This is a genomic window from Caulobacter sp. CCNWLW153 (genome assembly GCF_036889365.1).
Lineage (GTDB): Bacteria > Pseudomonadota > Alphaproteobacteria > Caulobacterales > Caulobacteraceae > Caulobacter > Caulobacter radicis.
Genome location: NZ_JBAKFV010000022.1, coordinates 46,721 through 61,405 on the forward strand (window position 1 = coordinate 46,721; position 14,685 = coordinate 61,405).

Annotated in this window: 13 protein-coding genes and 2 pseudogenes; 7 read left to right on the forward strand and 8 right to left on the reverse strand. The window is 70.2% G+C overall.

Going from position 1 to position 14,685, the window contains the following annotated elements:
* Positions 1-115: 115 nt before the first annotated feature.
* Complete coding sequence (locus tag V6S85_RS24630; protein WP_116569144.1) at positions 116-1,021, reverse strand: alpha/beta fold hydrolase; 906 nt, start codon at positions 1,019-1,021, stop codon at positions 116-118.
* A gap of 74 nt (positions 1,022-1,095) precedes the next feature.
* Here V6S85_RS24630 and V6S85_RS24635 point away from each other — a divergent pair, with 74 nt between their 5' ends.
* The 3 genes and pseudogenes from V6S85_RS24635 to V6S85_RS24645 all read left to right on the forward strand — a co-directional run.
* Positions 1,096-1,530: a DUF488 domain-containing protein gene (locus V6S85_RS24635; RefSeq protein WP_334350592.1), complete on the forward strand. Its 435-nt coding sequence runs from the start codon at positions 1,096-1,098 to the stop codon at positions 1,528-1,530.
* 101 nt (positions 1,531-1,631) lie between these two features.
* Positions 1,632-1,934, forward strand: a pseudogene (locus V6S85_RS24640) (class I SAM-dependent methyltransferase); the annotation flags it as partial.
* 170 nt (positions 1,935-2,104) lie between these two features.
* Positions 2,105-2,285: pseudogene (locus V6S85_RS24645) on the forward strand (hypothetical protein); the annotation flags it as partial.
* A gap of 11 nt (positions 2,286-2,296) precedes the next feature.
* Here V6S85_RS24645 and V6S85_RS24650 read toward each other — a convergent pair.
* On the reverse strand, positions 2,297-3,085 hold the full coding sequence (locus V6S85_RS24650) for an SH3 domain-containing protein (protein WP_334350593.1): 789 nt from the start codon (positions 3,083-3,085) through the stop codon (positions 2,297-2,299).
* A gap of 123 nt (positions 3,086-3,208) precedes the next feature.
* Between V6S85_RS24650 and V6S85_RS24655 the strand changes: the two genes are divergently transcribed.
* A complete protein-coding gene (locus V6S85_RS24655) occupies positions 3,209-4,066 on the forward strand; it encodes a crotonase/enoyl-CoA hydratase family protein (RefSeq protein ID WP_116569146.1) in 858 nt (285 codons plus the stop codon).
* 134 nt (positions 4,067-4,200) lie between these two features.
* Here the strand turns inward: V6S85_RS24655 and V6S85_RS24660 are convergent, their stop codons facing one another.
* The 5 genes from V6S85_RS24660 to V6S85_RS24680 form a co-directional block, all read right to left on the reverse strand.
* A complete protein-coding gene (locus V6S85_RS24660; protein ID WP_334350594.1) occupies positions 4,201-5,301 on the reverse strand; it encodes an SGNH/GDSL hydrolase family protein in 1,101 nt (366 codons plus the stop codon).
* 215 nt (positions 5,302-5,516) lie between these two features.
* The gene (locus tag V6S85_RS24665; RefSeq protein ID WP_116569148.1) at positions 5,517-6,758 is read right to left on the reverse strand and encodes a pentapeptide repeat-containing protein; all 1,242 of its coding nucleotides are present in this window, start codon (positions 6,756-6,758) and stop codon (positions 5,517-5,519) included.
* 81 nt (positions 6,759-6,839) lie between these two features.
* On the reverse strand, positions 6,840-7,799 hold the full coding sequence (locus V6S85_RS24670; RefSeq protein ID WP_116569149.1) for a magnesium transporter CorA family protein: 960 nt from the start codon (positions 7,797-7,799) through the stop codon (positions 6,840-6,842).
* 83 nt (positions 7,800-7,882) lie between these two features.
* Entirely contained in the window at positions 7,883-8,569 is a 687-nt protein-coding gene (locus V6S85_RS24675) for a CHAP domain-containing protein (protein ID WP_101716017.1), read from the reverse strand.
* A 69-nt stretch (positions 8,570-8,638) separates the two neighbouring features.
* Complete coding sequence (locus V6S85_RS24680) at positions 8,639-9,736, reverse strand: acyltransferase family protein (RefSeq protein WP_116569150.1); 1,098 nt, start codon at positions 9,734-9,736, stop codon at positions 8,639-8,641.
* Positions 9,737-9,853: 117 nt separating this feature from the next.
* Between V6S85_RS24680 and V6S85_RS24685 the strand changes: the two genes are divergently transcribed.
* Entirely contained in the window at positions 9,854-10,645 is a 792-nt protein-coding gene (locus V6S85_RS24685) for a TerC family protein (protein WP_101716015.1), read from the forward strand.
* A 226-nt stretch (positions 10,646-10,871) separates the two neighbouring features.
* On the opposite strand, the gene ybaL is transcribed toward V6S85_RS24685, so the two are convergent.
* Entirely contained in the window at positions 10,872-12,521 is a 1,650-nt protein-coding gene (gene ybaL, locus V6S85_RS24690; RefSeq protein ID WP_116569151.1) for a YbaL family putative K(+) efflux transporter, read from the reverse strand.
* Positions 12,522-12,592: 71 nt separating this feature from the next.
* Between ybaL and V6S85_RS24695 the strand changes: the two genes are divergently transcribed.
* Both V6S85_RS24695 and V6S85_RS24700 read left to right on the forward strand, forming a co-directional pair.
* Positions 12,593-12,853, forward strand: coding sequence for a helix-turn-helix domain-containing protein (locus V6S85_RS24695; RefSeq protein ID WP_334350595.1), 261 nt, complete (start codon positions 12,593-12,595; stop codon positions 12,851-12,853).
* 32 nt (positions 12,854-12,885) lie between these two features.
* Entirely contained in the window at positions 12,886-14,664 is a 1,779-nt protein-coding gene (locus tag V6S85_RS24700) for a cation:proton antiporter domain-containing protein (protein WP_116569153.1), read from the forward strand.
* The last annotated feature ends 21 nt before the right edge of the window (positions 14,665-14,685 follow it).

Here is a 14,685-nt window from a genome sequence, read left to right on the forward strand (position 1 = left end):
AGGTCGGCGGCAGCTGAAAACGTCCCCCCTCCGGCCCTCCGGGCCACCTCCCCAGAGAGGGAGGATCTTGAGAGAACGAACCCCGGGCCTCACCGCCCGGGGTTTTTCTTTGGCCTCAAGTCGCCGCGTCGAGGATGGCCTCGCGCACCAGGTCGGGGCGCTCCATCGGCAGGAAGTGGCTGGTTCCGGCCAGGGTCTCGATCCGCACGGCCTTGCCGCGACGGGCGAAGGCGGCGCCGTCGCCGATGCGGCAGGTCGAGCCGGTCTCGGCCGCCAGGACCCGCACCGGGCCCCGGAACTGGCTGACGGCCCGCCACGGATCGTGGCCCTGGGCGGCGTAGTTGGAGGCCTCCCAGGCCGGCGCGCAGGCCAGCTCGACCTTGCCGTCGGGACGGTCCCTGAAGCCGCCGCCGACATAGTCGGCCAGCATGGTCTCGGGCCAGGTCTTGAAGGCGCCCCGGCCGCGATAGGCGGCGAAGGCGGCCTCGCGGCTGTCGAACACCTCGCGCCGGCGGCTGGCGGCCTGGGCGATCGGCATCCGCTTCCACAGGCGGCCCGAGGTCCACGGCGCCTTGGCGTACAGCGCCACCAGGCGCGGCATGATCACCGGATCCAGCAGGACGAGGCTGGAGACCTTGCCCGGGGCCTGGGCGGCGGCCAGCAGGCTGACCGTGGCCCCCATCGAGTGGCCGGCCAGCACCACCGGGGCCTGGTCGAGCGCGCGCAGCAGGGCCAGCAGGTCGTCGCGCAGGTCGAGCCACGAGCGGCGGCCATCGGGATCGGCGGCCAGGCGGCTGTCGCCGTGGCCGCGCTGGTCGACGGCCAGCACCCGCAGGCCCGCCGACAGCGGGGCCAGGAGGGCGCGATAGGTCTGGGCGTTGAAGCCGTTGGCGTGCACGAAGACGACGTCGACCGCGCGGCCGGCCGGGCCGAAGTCCAGCGCCGCCATCTCGCCGCCGCCGGCGGGGCTGTCGATGGCGATGAAGCGTCGCTTGGGTTCGCGGAAGACGGCGGCGTCCATCGGCCAGAGGTTCCTTCTTCGGCTCTTCCCGCTAACGTAGGCGCCCATCGCCCCGCCGTCCAATGGAGCCGACCATGAATCCGCTCGCCACCATCGGCTACGAGACCGACACGCAAGGCGGCATGATCGATCGGCTGAAGGCGGCCGGGGTGGAACTGGTGGTCGACGTGCGGGCCGTGGCCTCGTCGCGCAAGGCCGGCTTTTCCAAAACCCTGCTGGGAAACAGCCTGCAAGAGCAGGGTATCGACTATCTGCATCTCCAGCCGCTGGGCACGCCCAAGGCCGGCCGCGACGCCGCCCGCGCGGGCCGCACCGACGAGATGCGGGCGATCTTCGCCGCCCACCTGGAAGAGCCCAAGGCCCAGCTGGCCCTGGCCCAGGCCACGCAGCTGGCGGGCGAAAAGCGCATCGCCCTGCTGTGCTACGAGGACGACCCGGCCTGCTGCCATCGCCGGATCGTCGCCGACCGCATCCGCCAGGCCCTCAAGTGCGAGGTCGTGGACCTGTGATCGAGGCGGTGCTGGCCGGCTACGAGGCCGACGGGGCGGACCTAGCCCCCCGCTTCGAGGCGATCGACTCCGCCGGGCTCTATGCGCCGGTGGCCGATTTCATGCCGAAGACGCCGGCCAGGATCGCCGACATCGGCGCCGGAACGGGGCGTGACGCGGCCTGGCTGGCGGGGCTGGGCCACATGGTGGTCGCCGTCGAACCGGTGGCCGCCCTGCGCGAGGCGGGCCGGGCGCTGCGGCCCCACCTGGCCTGGGTCGACGACCGGCTGCCCGAGCTCTCCCGCCTGCGGGGCGAGCGCTTCGACCGCCTGCTGCTGAGCGGGGTGTGGCAGCACCTGGACGATCCGGTCCGCGCGGCGGCCATGCCGGTGCTGGCGGGTCTGCTGGCGGACGGCGGGGTGCTGGTGATGTCGCTGCGCCATGGCCCCGGCGCGCCGTCGCGGCCGGTCTGGCCGGTGGACCTGCAGGCGACGGCGGCCCTGGCGCAGGCGGCGGGCCTGCGGCTCGTTCACCGCGTCGAGGCGGCCTCGGTGCAGGCCGGGAACCAGGCGGCGGGCGTGACCTGGACGTGGGTGTGTCTGGAGAAAACTCCTCCCGTGAAACGGGGGAGGGGGACCGCCCCCGGGTCGCGCGAAGCGCGCGCCCGAGGACAGGCTCCGCGGTGGAGGGGGCGAGACCGGGCTCATTGCCGGCCGTCGCCCCCTCCGTCACGGCGCTGATACCGCCGCGCCACCTCCCCCGCTGTGCGGGGGAGGAGTTCAGAGGTCTAGACCTGCGTCAGCTGCCACTCGCCGCGGCCGTCCTTGCAGGCGTTGTAGCGCTCGGTGGCCGGGCGCTGGCCGCGGGTCGAGATCGAGGCGGCGATGGTGCGGCACGACGGCTCGGGGCCGTAGCCGCTGGCGGTCAGCAGGCTGCTCGAGACGTAGCCCGTGCCGTAGCCGCCGCGGCCGACCAGCAGCCAGTTCGAGCCGGGCACGCCGCCCAGCACCTCGACGCGCTCGCCGGCCGACAGCTTGCCGACCACGCTCTCGCTGGTCGACGGGCCGGCGCGCAGGTTGGCGGTCGAGCGGACGGTGTAGTCGGCGCCGACGGCGTCGTAGCTGGGAAGTTGCCGCACGTTGCGCTCGAAGCGCAACGAGTCGCCCTGAACCGGCGGGCCATAGGTCGAGGCCATCACGTCGACGCGGCCCGAGGCGCCGGTGCGCGGGTTGCTCCAGGCCTGCGACTGGCCGGTCTCCAGCGCCTTCTTGGTGGCGGCCTGGGCGCGGGCGGTGTCGGTCGACTGCATGCGGCAGCCGATGTACGAGCCCGCCGCCGCGCCCGCGGCCGCGCCGACCAGGGCGCCCAGGCCCTTCTCGTTCTTGGCCACCTGGGTGCCCAGCAGGGCGCCGACGCCGGCCCCGATCAGGGCGCCGCCCTCCTGCTTGCCGCCGCCGGCGTCGCACGAGAACAGGCCGCCCAGCGGCTTGCCCTGGGCCAGGACGGGGCTCGGCGCGGCCAGGCCAGTGGCCAGCAGGGCGGCGATCGACAGGGCGGCGGGGATGGACTTGCTCATGACGTGGCTCCTTGCGCGGGGCGGATCGTCGTCCTCTAGGAAGGGACGATGCGTCCGCCGGATTTGACGTCGCCGCCGCCGCCCGTGCTATCGTTCAGGTGAACAATGATAAGGGAGGCGACGATGGGTAATGAAACACCGTCCGACTATAGCTGCTTTAAGGTAGAGGTCGAAGCGGGCGTCGCTCACCTGAAGCTGATAAGGGCGGAAAGCTTCAACAGCATGACGCGTTCGTTCTGGCGCGAGCTGCCGGCGATCGTGAATGACCTCGACCAACGGGGCGGCGTGCGGGCCATCGTCATCTCCTCGACCGGCAAGCACTTCAGCGCCGGCATGGATCTTTCGGTGTTCGCCGACGAGGGCATCACCGGCGGCGAGCCGGTCGACCGCCACGTGGCCGCCGAGGCCTTCCGGCACAAGGTCAAGGGCCTGCAGGAGACCTTCTCGTGCCTGGAGCGGGCCCGGATGCCGGTGATCATGGCCATCCAGGGCGGCTGCATCGGCGGCGCCGTGGACTTCGCCACCGCCTGCGACATCCGCTACGCGACGTCGGATGCGTATTTCGTGATCCAGGAGATCAACATCGGCATGACCGCCGACGTCGGCACCTTCCCGCGGCTGTGCAAGCTGATCCCCGAGGGCTGGGTCAAGGAGCTGGCCTATACAGGCCGCAAGCTGCCCGCCCAGAAGGCCCTGGAGCTGGGCCTGGTCAACGCCGTGTTCGACAGCCACGAGGCGGTGGTCGCCCATGCCCTGGAGACGGCGCGGGAGATCGCGTCGAAGACCCCGCTGGCGGTGACCGGCAGCAAGGTGATCATCAACTACGCCCGCGACCATTCCGTCGCCGACACCCTCGACTACCTGGCCGTCTGGCAGTCGGGCATGCTGGCCGGCCCGCACATGGCTGAGGCCTTCGCCGCCAAGGCCAGCAAGCGCGAGCCGGTCTATCCCGACCTGGCGCCGATCAAGGCGGGGATCTGAGGGATAGATCCTCCCCCTCTGGGGGAGGTGGCCCGAAGGGTCGGAGGGGGGACGTTTTCAGCTTCTGCGGCAGCTGAAAACTTCCCCCCCTCAGTGGCTCCGCGACAGCTCCCCCAGAGGGGGAGCATCTACTCCTACCGCCCCTGCCAGATCTCCGGCCGCTGGTCGAGGAAAGCCGACAGCTTCGCCGAGATCCCCTGCTGGTCGCGGGCCGAGGGGTGCCAGTCGCAGGCGGTCAGCTCCATTTCGCCCACCGGGATGACGGCCAGGCGGGTTTCGCCCTGGGCCTTCAGGCTGTCGGCGACGCGGTCGACCTGGGCGGCGATCTCGTTCTCGGCGCTGGGCGGGGCCAGCAGGATCACGAAGGCCTGGGGCTGGCGGGCGCGGATCTCGCCCACGAAGCGGGCATAGGTCGCGACATAGTCGTCGCGCAGGGCCTGGCGGTCGGCCCATCGTTCGCCGCTCTTCAGCGGGGTGGAGAAGTCGTTGGTGCCCAGGTTGATGACCACGACCTGCGGGCGCCAGTCGTCGTTGGCGTAGGCGGGCGCGGCGCCCAGCAGGGCCTTGGGCCAGGCCAGGGGCAGGGTGTCGCCGGCCATGCCGTCGAAATTGCGGACGATTCCCCGGCCCGAGATGGCGTTGACCTGGCGGTCGGCGCCGTAGCGCTGGGCGGTCAGAGGGCCAAACGCGATGGAATTGTCGGTGGTCATCCACACCCCGTCGCCCGGGCAGGCGCGGACGTCGGAGGCGTCGCCATAGCCGACGCTGTGGGAGTCGCCGATGAACTCGATCTGGCGGCGGGGCGCGGCCAGCGGCAGCGCGCGGCCGCCCTCTAGAAAGAAGCCGCCGAAGCGGGCCGGGGCGGCCTGCATCTCGTTGACCACGCTGGCGGCCACCAGGTGGCGGCCGTTGGCCAGGCCCTCGATGCGGTAGAAGCCGGGGGCGGGCTTGACCAGCCGGCCGACCGGTGCGCCGTCGATGGAAAGATGCAGGATCTGGTCGCCAGCCCCGACCTTGAACAGCACCGCCTCGCCAGCGAAGGCGGCCTCGAAGCGGGCGCTGGGCCACTGGTAGGTCCAGCCTTCGGCTCCGGCCACGACGCGGCCGCCGGCCAGGGCGGGCAGGGGCGTCAGGGCGGCGGTTTCAGGCGCGGGAGCCAGGCGCGGCTGGGCCAGCGCAAGGACGGGAACCAGGGCGGCCAGAGCCGCGGCCGTCAGAAGCCCTCGAAGTCCCATCGCGCCCTCCCATCGTGTGCGAAGGCCTTCGTGTAGCGGGTGGCGGCAATAAGGAAAGACGGAAAAGGTATTCCGGCGTCCCTCTCCCCTTGTGGGAGAGGGTGGCCTCGCCGAGCGAGGTCGAGTGAGGGGTCTCTCAGGCCTTTCTGAACAGGCCTTTCGACCCCTCATCCGTCGGCCTTCGGCCGCCACCTTCTCCCGCAAGGGGAGAAGGATCACTTGGCGACGAACCCCTCGGGCAGCTCCGCTCCGCGCAGGTCGCAGCCGGCGAGGCTGGCGCGCGACAGGTCCGCGCCGATCAGGCGGGCGCGGGCGGCGCTGGCGCCCGACAGGTTGGCGCCGCGCAGGATGGCGCGGGTCAGGTCGGCGCGCAGGGCGCGACCCTCGCCGATGACCAGCGGTCCCAGCTTGGCGCCCGACAGGTCGGCGCGGGCCAGGTCGGCGTCGGCCAGGCGCGCGCCACGCAGGTCGGCCTTGCGCAGGTTGGCCCCGCGCAGGTCGGCGCCGACGAGGTTGGCGCCTTGCAGCTCGACGCCCTCCAGGTCCATGCCGAAGAAGATCGCCCCGGGGGCGGCAAGGCCGCTCAGCTTGCGGCCCTTCAGGCGGCGCAGGGGACGGAAGTCGATCTGAGGGATGTTGGCCGCGCGGCCCTTGGCGCCGCCGCTGGCGCAGAACGCCTCGTGCGCCTCGAGCAGTTCGTGCAGCGGTTGGTCGTCGACATAGATCAGCGGCGGCGGCGCGCGCAGCACCTCGGCGAGGTCGGCGTCCTCCAGGTTGGCGCCGGAGGTGTCGACCCCGGTCAGCACCGCGCGGCGCAGCAGGGCGCCCGACAGGTCGGCCCCGAAGATATCGGCGCCGGTCATGTCGACCCGGTTCATGGTGGCGTTGTTCAGCCGCGCGCCCGATAGCGTGGCGCCCGACAGGTCGGCGTCGGTCAGGTCGGCGGCGCGGGCGAAGGCGCCCGACATCTGGGCCCCGCTCATCTTGGCGCCCTTCAGCAGGGCGTAGTCGAGGCCGGCGCCGTCCTCGGCGTGGCGCAACAGACGGAAACCCTCGGCCCCATCCTGCACGGCGGTCAGGCCCTCGCGCAGGTCGCAGCCGGAGAGATCCGCGCCCGACAGGTTGGCGCCGCGCAGATAGGCCCCGCGCATGTCGACGCGGGTCAGGCGCGCGCCGCGCAGGTCGGCGTCCCGCAGGTCGGCGCCGTACAGCACCGCCCGATCCAGGATCGCCCCGCGCAGCGAGGCCCCGGCCAAGAGCGCGCCGGTCAGGTCGGCCTCGGAGAGATCCGCGCCGTCGAGCTCGAAGTGCGAAAGGTCGAGATAGGCAAGGGTCGCGCGCCGCCCGCCCGGCAGGCCCTTCATGTAACGGCCGTGCGCCTCCACCGCGGCCTTGACGGCGGCGGCGGGAGCCTTGCGGATCAGGCTCTGCGGCGATGGTGCGGGCAGGGGCGACATTGTTTGTTTTTATGAAGCGTTCCGGCCGTTTATGCCGAAACTCCGCTTAAGGAACGGTTTGTTTTGCGGCTGTGAAACAAGTCACAGCCAGCCTTTTCGACGGAACCAGATCAGGGGCGCCAGGGCGGCGATGAGCATCAGGCCCAGGGCCATGGGGTAGCCCTCCTTCCAGCTCAGTTCGGGCATGTGCAGGAAGTTCATCCCGTAGATGCCGGCGATCAGGGTCGGCGGCAGGAACACGACCGAGAACACCGAGAAGATCTTGAAGATCTGGTTCTGCTCGATGTTGATGAAGCCCAGCGCCGCGTCGAGCAGGAAGGTGATGTTGCCCGACAGGTAGCTGGAGTGGTCGGTGATCGACTGCACGTCGCGCTGCAGCGATTTCAGGTGGTCGCGCAGTTCCCTGTCGCCCTCGAACTGCTCGGCGAGGCTGGCGAAGGACAGCAGGCGCGCCAGGCTGACCAGGCTGTCGCGGGCCTTGGCGTTGACGTTCTGGGCCCGGCCAAGGCGACTGAGGATCTTTTCGAAGGCCACGCCGCGCGGGCGGACGAAGATGGCGCGCGACTGGGTCTCGACCTCGCTGGCGGTGCGCTCGAGGATGTCGGCGGTGCGGTCGACCACGGCGTCGAGCAGGCCAAGGAAAGTCTGCGGGCCGTGCGGGCACAGGCTGGGCTGGCGCTCGGCCTGGGCGGCGAACACCGAGAAGGCGCGCGGCTCGACGTAGCGGATGGTCACCAGCTTGTCGCCGGCCAGCACGAAGGTCACCGGCGCGGCCGTGGGCAGCTCGCCCTCGGCGTTGACCAGGATCGTGGCGGTCATGAAGGTGCCGCCGTCCTCCTGGTAGAGGCGCGAGGAGGCCTCGATCTCGGCCATCTCCTCGCGGGTGGGCAGCAGGAGGCCGATCGACTGCTCGACGGCCACTTCCTCGGCGCGGGTGGGGTCGACGAGCTCGATCCAGACGGCGTCGGCCGGCAGCCGCCAGTCGGGCGTGTGGCCGCCGGGTTCGAAGCCCGGGGCGCCTTGTCGAAGAACTCTCAGCATGGATCGACCCGGACCTTCACCCAACGGGTGTGGCAGGGGCTTCCGGTCGCGTCAACGCACCTGGGCGTCGATCGATGTGGAGATCAGCGCTGCTGCTGGGCCGGCTTGTCGTCGCCTTGGGCGGCGGCGATCAGGGCGGCGATGCGGTCGGTGGAGTCGGCGGCCTGGTTGATCATGTCCAGCGGGTTGGCGCGGACCGACGAGGCGACCTGGTTGGCGGCCTGCTTGGCCAGCGACACGGCGGCGTTCTGGGCGAGCGCCAGCTTGCTGGTGGCCGCGGCGATCGTGATCGCCTGCTGGTTCTGATAGATGAAGCCATGGGTCGGATAGACCGTGGTGCCCAGATCGCGGATCGGGTCGTACCAGACCTTGACCTGGCTCCAGTCGCCTTCCGGCGAGACGTCGACGACGGTGACGTCCTTTTCGACCTGGCCGCGGGCGCCGTTCATGACGGACCAGTTGGCGTGGGTGACCTGGATCACCCGGTCGGTCAGGACTTGCGAAACGAAGGCCACGTGGCCCAGGTTCATGCGGCCGGTGGGCTTGAAGCAGAGGACGGCGCCGGCCTTGGGCGTGAAGCCGGTCTCGTACTTGCCGGTGGCCTGGCCCCACCAGGTGCGGGCGTCGCCGAAGATCTGGATGCCCGACATGAGGCGGGCGAAGGGGACGCACTGCCAGTACCCGTCGGCCACGGCGCTCGAGATCGGCGCGAGGCTGATCATGGCCGCAGCGGCCAGGGAACCCCAGAGGGCTCTCTTCCGTTTCGTCATGCTTGGGTACTCCCCCGCGTCACTGGGTAGGGGGATAACCCTGACGGAAAAATATGAAAAGAGTGTTTATTAGGCCACAGTGGCGGTTGCCGCCGTGCTACGGCGTCGCTTGGCCACAGACTTCATGAAGTCACGAGCGGGCTTTTCCACCAGGTGGTACGAGGCCGCTGACAGTGGAATCAAGGCTGCTACGATTAACGCCCAGACGGCCAGCGGCAGTTTGTCGCCCTCTATGTTCAAGAGCTTTGCCGCGCCGTTGATCGCCAGGATCTTCCACGGAATGCAGATCATGTAGGTCGAGTAGCTGATCTCGCCCAGATACACGAACATGCTTTGCGAGGCGAAGGTCGAACCGGCCTTGGCCAGGCGCGCCAGCGATAGAATAAATCCGCCCAAAATGGTCACGATCAACGCATCGGGCGCCTGAAGCTGCACCGTAGCGAGCAGAAGCAGGCCCGCGAAAGCGGCGCCGATTCCCGCGCCGCGCAGGCTGACGTCCTGGCTCTTCCACAGGGTGTAGAGCGCGCAGCCATAGAAGAAGCACGGCACGATGCGCAGGGCGCCCCAGCGGATCGTCGCCTCGGTCAGCGGGAATCCGGCCAGCTTTTCGAAGGCGGGATAGAGGGCGGCGATCACCACCAGCGCGGCGCCGGTCAGCACCAGCGGACGGTTGCGCAAGCGCCACGCCACGAAGGCGAAGGCCGGGAAGCTGAGATAGGCGAACCACTCGGCCGAGATCGACCACGAGGGGTGGTTCCAGCCCGACACCGGCGCGAAACCCCAGGCCTGGACCATCAGCAGGTTGGCCGGCAGGGCGTCCCAGGCCAGCATGTTCTTGTCGACGGCGATGCCGACGGCCCCGGCCGCGAGGGCCATGGCGCCGACGCCCGCCAGGGTGAACAGGTGCAGCGGATAGACCCGCGCCAACCGGTTCCACAGGAAGCCGCCATAGCCGAACCGACCCTCGCCGAAAGCCGTCAGATAGACGTGGCAGAGGATGAAGCCCGACAGGATGAAGAAGGCCTCGACGCCCAGGTAGCCCTTGGCCACGACGCCGGGAACCGCACCCCCGACGGCGAGGTTTGGCCAGTAGTGGAACATCACCACCCAGAAGGCGGCGAAAAACCGCAATGCGGTTAGGGGCTTGATATGGGCGGCGTCAGGCATATCTGCTTCTTCCGTGTCCGAGTTTCGCCGCAATTCGCCGACCGCCGTTTGGCGGCCGCGGCGGGCTCAGCGGCGGGCTGGGACCTGCTCAATTCTTCTCCAGCCTAATCGGGACCCATGAACGAACTCCTTCAACTCGCCACCGACCCGGGCGCCTGGGCCGCCCTCGTCACCCTGGTGACCATGGAAATCGTGCTCGGGATCGACAACCTGGTCTTCATCTCGATCCTGTCGAACCGGCTGCCGCCCGAGCACCGCCAGCGCGTGCGCCGCATCGGCATCTCGCTGGCGCTGATCATGCGCCTGGCCCTGCTGTCGACCATCGCCTTCATCGTCGGCCTGACCGCCCCGGTCTTCAACCTGGGCATCGTCGGCCCGCTGGGCGCTCACGGCGAGCCGGCCTTCGAGACGGCCTTCTCCTGGCGCGACCTGATCCTGATCGCCGGCGGCCTGTTCCTGATCTGGAAGGCCACCAAGGAGATCCACCATACGGTCGACCCCAAGCACGAGAGCGGCGACGTGCTCGACAAGACGGGCGTGGTGATCTCGAACGTCGGCGCGGCGATCTTCCAGATCATCCTGCTGGACCTGGTGTTCTCGATCGACTCGATCCTGACCGCCGTGGGCATGACCGACCACCTGCCGATCATGGTCATCGCCGTGGTCGCCGCCGTGACCGTGATGCTGCTGGCCGCCGACCCGCTGGGCAACTTCATCAACGCCAACCCGACCGTGGTCATGCTGGCCCTGGGCTTCCTGCTGATGATCGGCACCGTGCTGATCGCCGAGGGCTTCGGGGTGCACGTGCCCAAGGGCTACATCTACACCGCCATGGCCTTCTCGGCCGGCGTCGAGGGCCTGAACATGCTCTCGCGCCGGGCCTCTGAGCGGAAGCACAAGAAGGAGTAGGGGCCCAGCTCCTCCCTCGCTTCAGCGGGAAGCAGAATTGAAAACGCCGCGAAAGCTGATCGGCTTTCGCGGCGTTTTTCGTTTCAGAAGACCCTCTCCCTGAAGGGAGAGGTGTCGGCGAAGCCGACGGAGAGGGGAGGACCTGCGAACCGGGCGCCTCTCCGGCAGCTGAAAACGTCCCCCCCTCCGGCCCTCTGGGCCACCTCCCCCAGGAGGGGGAGGGTCTTTAGTGCGCCGCAGCGGGCGGCGGCTGGCGTCTCGGCGCCCGCTGGAGCATGCCCCGGGCGATCTCCTGTTCGCCGATCAGGGCCTCGGTGGCGCCCATCTGGCCCAGCAGCTCGACATCGGCGTCGGTGTAGGCGCGGGCGATGATCTTGGCGTCGGGATTGGCCGCGCGGGCCTGCTCGATGATCCTCGCCGCCTCGAACGGACTGGGCACCGCCACGAAGACGTGGGTGGCCTTCTCCAGGCCCGCCTTCATCAGCACCTCGGGGCGCACGGCGTTGCCCTGCACCACCTCGTAGCCGGCCTCGCGCAGCTCGGCGGCGCGCTCGACCTCGTCCTCGATGACCACCAGCGGGGTGCGGTTGCGCAGCCCCTCGGCCACGGCCTTGCCGACCCGGCCGTAGCCGACCAGCACCGCGTGCGGCTGGGCCGCGGCGGCCACCGGCGGGGGCGCCTCCCGGGCCGAGACCTTGACCATGGCCTTGTCCAGCCAGGCGAACAGCAGCGGGTTGAGCAGGATCGACAGGATGGCGCCGGCCAGGATCAGGTCGCGGCCTTCCGGCGGCAGCAGCTTCAGCGAGACGCCCAGGCCCGCCAGGATGAACGAGAACTCGCCGATCTGGGCCAGGCTGACCGAGATGGTCAGGGCCACGCTCTTGGGACGTTTGAAGGCCACGACGATGAAATAGGCGGCCACCGACTTGCCCAGCACGATGATCGCCACCGTGGCCAGCACCGCCAGCGGCTCGCGCAGCAGCACCATCGGGTCGAACAGCATGCCGATCGAGACGAAGAACAGCACCGCGAAGGCGTCGCGCAGCGGCAGGGTCTCGTTGGCGGCCTGATGCGACAGCTCGCTCTCGGCCATGATCATGCCGGCGAAGAACGCCCCCAGCGCGAAGGACACGCCGAACAGCGCGGCCGAGCCGAACGCCACCCCAAGGGCGATGGCCAGCACCGCCAGGCGGAACAGCTCGCGCGAGCCGGTGTGGGCGATGCGGTGCAGGATCCAGGGAATGACCCGGCGGCCGACGATCAGCATGAAGGCGACGAAGGCGGCGACCTTGCCGATGGTCAGGGCGAAGGCGGCGGCGATGCCGCCGGCGCCGTGGGCGGTGGTGACCCCGCCCAGCGCGCCCGACAGCGCCGGCAGCAGGACGAGGGCCAGCACCATGGCCAGGTCCTCGACGATCAGCCAGCCGACGGCGATGCGGCCGCGGTCGGTCTCGATCAGCCGGCGCTCCTGCAGGGCGCGCAGCAGCACCACGGTCGAGGCGACCGACAGGGCCAGGCCGAACACCACCCCGGCGCCCCAGCCCCAGCCCAGCGCCACGGCCAGCCCGACGCCCATCAGGGTGGCGGCGGTGATCTGGGCCACCGCGCCGGGAATGGCGATCTTGCGCACCGCCATCAGGTCCTTGACCGAGAAGTGCAGGCCCACCCCGAACATCAGCAGGATGACGCCGATCTCGGCCAGTTGCGGGGCCAGTTGCTGGTCGGCGACATACCCCGGCGTGAACGGCCCGACGATGACCCCCGCCAGCAGGTAGCCGACCAGCACCGGCAGCTTCAACCGATTGGCGAGCGCGCCGAAGACGAAGGCCAGGCCCAGGCCCGCGACGATTGTGGCGATCAGCGAGGTATGGTGCAAAGGGCCTCCTTGACGGTCATCTTTTTCGGGCGTACTCAACCATTATGGGTGACGAGCCCGTGGGACGCCAGATGCCACACGCAAAAATTCTCCTTCCTGCCCAGTGTCGAGGCGCCCGAGGGCTGCTCAACTGGTCGCAAGGCGAGCTCGCGGACAAGGCGGGGGTGTCGCGCAGCACGGTCAAGGACTTCGAGACCGAACGCCACGCCTTGCACCATAGCACCGAAAGGCTCCTCATCGAGGCGCTGGAGGAGGGCGGCGCGGTGCTGATCCCGGCGGCCGAGACCGGCGAGCCCGGTCCGGGCGTGCGGCTGAAGACGGTCGTCGACTAGAGGCAGGAACCTATCCAGGAGGGGCGGAGGCGTTGAACCACGAGGTTTCACCGGCGGACTACAAGGATCTGGTCCTGTTCCTGGCCACGGCCGGGATCGTCGCGCCGCTGTTCAAGCGCCTTCGCATCAATCCCATCCTCGGCTTCCTGCTGGCCGGCGTGATCCTCGGGCCGTTCGGCCTGGGCCGGCTGATCGCCGTCGCGCCGTGGCTGGACTACGTCACCGTCGACAATCCCGACGAGATCGGCCAGCTGGCCGAGTTCGGCGTCGTCTTCCTGCTGTTCATGATCGGGCTGGAGCTGTCGTGGGAGCGCCTGCGCCTGCTGCGCAAGTACGTGTTCGGCCTGGGCGCGGCCCAGGTGATCGGCTGCTCGCTGGCGCTGGGCGCGGTGGCGATGATGCTGGGCCAGACGCCGGTGGCGGCCCTGGCCATCGGATCGGCGCTGACCCTGTCGTCCACCGCCATCGCCGTGCCGGTGCTGGCCGAGCGCAAGCGGCTGCACGCCGAGGGAGGGCGGGCGACCTTCTCGGTCCTGCTGTTCCAGGACCTGGCGGTGGCCCCGATCCTGATCACCCTGGCGATCCTGGGGCGCGGTCACGGCGAGTTCGACGCCCGCGGCCTGCTGGCCCTGCTGCCCGCCGCGCTTGGGCTTGGCGTCATCGTGCTGGTCGGGCGGCTGGCGCTGCGGCCGATGATGCGCTCGGTCGCCAAGGCCAAGAGCGAAGAGATGTTCATGGCCGCCTGCCTGCTGGTGATCATCAGCGCGGGCCTGGTCAGCTCGCTGTCGGGACTGTCGATGGCGCTGGGGGCCTTCGTCGCCGGCGTGCTGCTGGCCGAGACCGAGTATCGCCACGAGGTCGAGGTCAAGATCGAGCCCTTCAAGGGCCTCCTGCTGTCGCTGTTCTTCGTGTCGCTGGGCATTCGCCTGGACCTGTCGCTGCTGGTCGCCTCGCCGGTGCTGGTGCTGGGCACGGCGGTCGGGCTGGTGGCGGTCAAGGCGGTGATGGTGTTCGGCCTGGGCAAGCTGTTCGGCCTGTCCAACCGCGCCTCAGGCGAGGCGGCCCTGGCGCTGGCGGCGGGCGGCGAGTTCGCCTTCGTGCTGCTGGCCAACGCGATGGACGCCGAGGTGGTCGAGCCGGCCATCGGCCAGGCGGTGCTGGTGGCCGCCACCCTGACCATGTTCCTGATCCCGGTGCTGACCGGAGTGGGCGCGCGGCTGGGGCGAAAGGCCCCGGCCGAGACCACCGAGGCGCCGGACGGCGTCGACCTGTCGGTGGAAGAGCCCAAGGGGCGGGTGCTGGTCGTGGGCTTTGGCCGCGTCGGCCGGCTGGTCGGTGAGATGCTCGACCGCCACGACCTGCCCTGGATCGCCATCGACCGGGATCCCGCGCTCGTGCAGCAGGGCCGTCGCGCCGGCCACCGGGTCTATTTCGGCGACGCCGCGCGGGTGGAGCTGCTCGAGCGCTGCGGCCTCGACCACGCCCGGGCGGTGGTCGTGACCATGGATGGTCCGGAGGCCGCCGAGGCGGTGGTCGAGGCCGCCCGCGGTCACCGGCCCGACCTGACCATCGTCGCTCGCGCCCGCGACGCCCGCCATGCCGCGCGCCTCTACGAGCTGGGCGCCACCGACGCCGTTCCCGAGACCATCGAGGCCTCGCTGCAGCTGTCCGAGGCCGTTCTGGTCGACATCGGCGTGCCGATGGGCCTGGTGATCGCCTCGATCCACGAGCGCCGCGACGAGTACCGCAAGGTGCTCAACCGGCCCGACGCCCTCGGCGGGCGCCGTCGACGGCTGCGCGACGCGGGCTGAGCGCTCGGTCTTCGGCGAACT